General features: G+C 69.9%; 2 protein-coding genes and 1 pseudogene. 2 read left to right on the forward strand and 1 reads right to left on the reverse strand.

The annotated features are described in order from the left end of the window. On the reverse strand, nucleotides 1-2087 hold a 2087-nt coding region (locus tag B9G38_RS14910), incomplete at its 3' end, for a DNA topoisomerase VI subunit B (protein WP_086220900.1). 255 nt (nucleotides 2088-2342) lie between these two features. Here B9G38_RS14910 and B9G38_RS18835 point away from each other — a divergent pair. Beyond that, nucleotides 2343-3413: pseudogene (locus B9G38_RS18835) on the forward strand (hypothetical protein). A gap of 92 nt (nucleotides 3414-3505) precedes the next feature. After that, nucleotides 3506-4008, forward strand: a 503-nt coding sequence (locus B9G38_RS14920; protein WP_198945712.1) for an SDR family NAD(P)-dependent oxidoreductase, incomplete at its 3' end; no start/stop codon positions are given.

A 4008-nucleotide genomic window follows, 5' to 3' on the forward strand; every position in this document is an offset into this window, starting at 1 on the left:
CCGAGCACGTCCTGTTTCTCCCGGCGCTGCTGCATCGAGCGCCGCTTACTGAGGAACGACTTCAGTTCGCGGGCGGCCTCCCGGACCGCGAGCTCGATCTCGTCTTCGATCTCGGGGACGTTCGCGAGCGCGTCCTTCGACTCGCTCGTGAACGGGACGTTCGTGGAGGCGACGTGGATGCTGATGACGGCCGGCCCGTTCGGCATCCCCGACCCCCCGGGCTGGTCTAACCCGTAGTTGCGCCATCCGATCTGTTTTATCACGTCCGTCGTCGCGCAGGCGCCCCGCTGGTAGACGAGCGGGACGCGGTTGGCGAACCGGAGCAGCTCGACCGACCCCTCGGCGGGAATCTCGCCGCCGTACGCGATCCCGGCCTCGACGATGAACGGGTCGCCGCCGTGGACCTCGGCGTCGCGGGTCGCCGCCGCGTAGAAGTCGGCGTCGTACTCCTTCCGTAGCCCGGCCTCGACCAGCTCCGCCGTGATCGGCGCGAGACACCCGGTCGGCGGCGCGAGGATGTCCGTCGTCCGCATCGCCTCTAGGAGGTCGGCCGCGGCGTCGCGGTCGCCCGCGATCGACTTCACCTTCGGCGGGTCGTCTGGCACGGTCCGCGCCCGCGACCAGAACGCCTCGACGACGTTCTCGCGCGCGGTCTCGCCGAAGGTCGCGTCGTGCTGCTCGGCGACGAACGACGCCGCGTCCGCGACGAGGCGTTCGAGGTCGTCGCGGGTGGTCCGGAACGCGTCGCCGTCGAGGTTCTCGAACCGGCGCGCGAGCGCCTCGGCCATCGCCTGAACCGCGGCGTCGTCCTTCCGCGTCGACGTGGCCTCGTCGACCAGCGCGTACACGTCGGGGACGAGCGGGGACTCCTCGGGGTCGTCGGCCCCGCCGTCGCCGCTCGACGCCGCGGCCTCCTCGTCCGCGCCGCCACGGCCGGTGACCGCCCGCCACCCGGCGTCGACCGCGTTCTCGCGGACGGTCCCGCCGAACGTCTTTCCGGTGTCGTCCTCGACCGTCTCCGCGACGTTGTCGACGATGTCGGCGAGCTCGGACCGGGTGATCCGGTCGTTGTTCCCGACCGTCTCGGCGACGCCCGCTGCGAAGGCGGTCGTCGCTTCCGCGCCCTTGTTGGCGACGGCCTCGGAGACCGCGCTCGCGATATCGCGGTCGTCGTGCGCTCGGGGCGGCGACCACGACAGCTCGCGGCCGTAGTACACGTCCCGGAAGTTGTCGATCACGCTGTCGGCGGTCTTCTTGCCGACCCGTGTGAACTCCTCTTGGAGGAACCCGGAGACCGAGTACGACTCGGTCGCCTCCAGCATCTTGATCAGCGTGCCGAGCTCGACGCCGTGGGGGTGCGGACGGATCTCCTCCGTCTCCGCCGGCAGCTCGTCGGTGGCGCGCTCGAACTTCATCGGCTCGTCGAGCCCCGGCTCGCGCAGTTCGAGCCGTGCGTGGGGGTTGACGACCGCGGTGTGTTTCACGTAGTCGTGGAGCTGCTGGCGGGCGCGCATGTTCGCCTCCATCTCCAGCTCGATCCGGGTCCCGTGGGGGCGGTCCCACGTCGTCTCCTCGTCGGCCTGGATCTCCGGCTCGTTCGTGTCCGTATCGATGATGAGCTCGAAGTACTGCGCCCGCGACTGGCCCTTCGGCCGCGAAGTGATCTTCGCCGGCTGGCCCGAGGTCAGCTGCGAGTACAGGACGGCCGCCGAGATCCCGATCCCCTGCTGCCCGCGGGACTGCTCGCGGGCGTGGAACCGGCTGCCGTACAGGAGCTTTCCGAACACCTTCGGAAGCTGTTCTTTCGTGATCCCAGGCCCGTTGTCCTCGATGACGAGCCGGTAGTAGTCGCCCACCTCCTCGATCTCGATGTAGATGTCGGGGAGGACGCCGGCCTCCTCGGTCGCGTCGAGGGCGTTGTCGACCGCCTCCTTGACAGCGGTGACGAGCCCCCGGGCGCCCGAGTCGAACCCGAGCATGTGTTTGTTCTTCTCGAAGAACTCGGCGATGGAGATCTCGCGCTGGCCCTCGGCCAGCTCCTCCGCGATCCCCTCCTCGTCGCCGATCGTCGACTGGAAGGACGTCATTCGGTACTCACTCCTTTCCCCGAGGCACCTAAAAACGCACCGGCGGCGCGGTGAAAGTGTATCCCCGCGGAAGAAGCCGTCTCCGACGGATGCGTGTGCCGCTCTCACGTGACAGTTCTCGGGACGCGTCTGAAATCGCTATCCCGTCGTACCGTCGGCCGGCCGGTCGTTACATTGAAATAATTTAAATTTATTGATTGATGTGGCACGGTGATGTGTCACAGACCAGCATTCGTGCCGGGAGGGAGCACCGAAATGACAGACGACGCGAGTGGCGAGGCGAACCGAGCGCGAACCACGACCCGACCGCCGGAGCCGGACCGACGGGCGGTACTCCGAGGCGCGGCCGCGACCGGCGCCGCCCTCGTCTGGGGCACGTCGACCGCCGTCGGCGAACCGAGAAGTGGGAACGGCGCCGGCGTCCGCGCCGCGGGCGGGTTCCCACCGAAGGGGATTACGACCTACGGCCGGAGCGTCGACCTCGGAAACGGCTCGGTCAGGACGTTCACCACCGAGACCCCGTCGGGCGAGCCGAAGTACCACGGCGTGGAGTTCGACCGGACGGCGCTGGAGGGCCTCCCGAACGCCGGCGAGCTCGAAGCGGCCGACCACCGGGCCGAGACCGACAAGTACCGCGCGGGCGGGCAGGCGACGCAGGTCCACTTCAAGTAGTCGCTCCAGTTCTTCGTCCCGTTCCCAGCCGCGGAGCGGACACCGTTCACGTTCCTCGGGCTCAACTGGAATCCGGGCGGCCACTTCGGCGGGGCGGGCGCGTGGCTCAAGCCGCACTTCGATATTCACTTCCACATGCTCGATCCGGCGACCGTCGACGCCGTCGACGGACCTCGACTCCCGCCGTACGACACCGGGAACGGGGAGTACGCGCCCGGCAGTCCGCAGCCGGATCCCGACGGCGAGGTGACGGAGACGCGGTTCGATTACGACCAGCTCCCCGAGGGGTACGCGCGGTCGCCCGAGCCGGTCGCCGACCAGCGGTACATCACCGACATGGGCGAACACACGGCTCCCGCGGACGCGCCGGAACTCCCGGACGGCCCGGGCGAGCCGGGGGACCCGGACGCGTTCTCGAACACGCTCATCCAAGGGTTCATCGCGCCCGACGAGAGCGAGCCGCCGCGGCTGGCGTTCGTCGAGCCGATGCTCACGCGGGACTTCCTCAGGGGCTTCGAGGGGCGGGAGACGTACGCGGTCCCGCAGCCGGACACGTACCCGCACGCCCGACGGCACCCGACCGAGTACGCCGTCCGCGACGTTCCGTCCGCGGACGCGGTGGCCGTCGTGTTGCGCGGGTTCGAGGAGACCTGACCTCGGAGCGTCGCCGCCCCGTCCCGGGGACGCTCTCGGGCGGCGGTTCGGCCGCCGACAGGTTTCTCCCCGTGACGCCCCTTCCTCCGTCCATGTCAGGATGGACGGCCGACGAGATGCCGCGGTCGGACGGGAAGACGGTGGTCGTCACCGGGGCGAACAGCGGACTCGGGTTCGAGGGGACCCGGGAGTTCGCCGCGAGGGGCGCGACCGTCGTGATGGCGTGTCGGAGCGTCGAGCGCGCCGAGGCGGCGGCCGACGAGGTCCGGGCGGACGCCGGGGGCGGCCTCGACGGCGACCTCGACGTCCGCGAGTGCGACCTCGCGTCGCTCGACTCGGTGGAGGCGTTCGTCGAGGGCCTGCGGGACGACTACGACGCCGTCGACGTGCTCTGTAACAACGCCGGCGTGATGGCGATTCCGCGTAGCGAGACCGAGGACGGCTTCGAGACGCAGTTCGGCGTCAACCACCTCGGCCACTTCGCGCTCACCGGACGGCTGTTCGACCTCCTCGACGCCGCCGAGGGGATCGGCGGTGACGCCCGCGTCGTCACCCAGTCGTCGGGGGCCCACGAGCAGGGCGAGATGGACTTCTC

It is taken from the genome of Halorubrum sp. SD612, assembly GCF_002135005.1.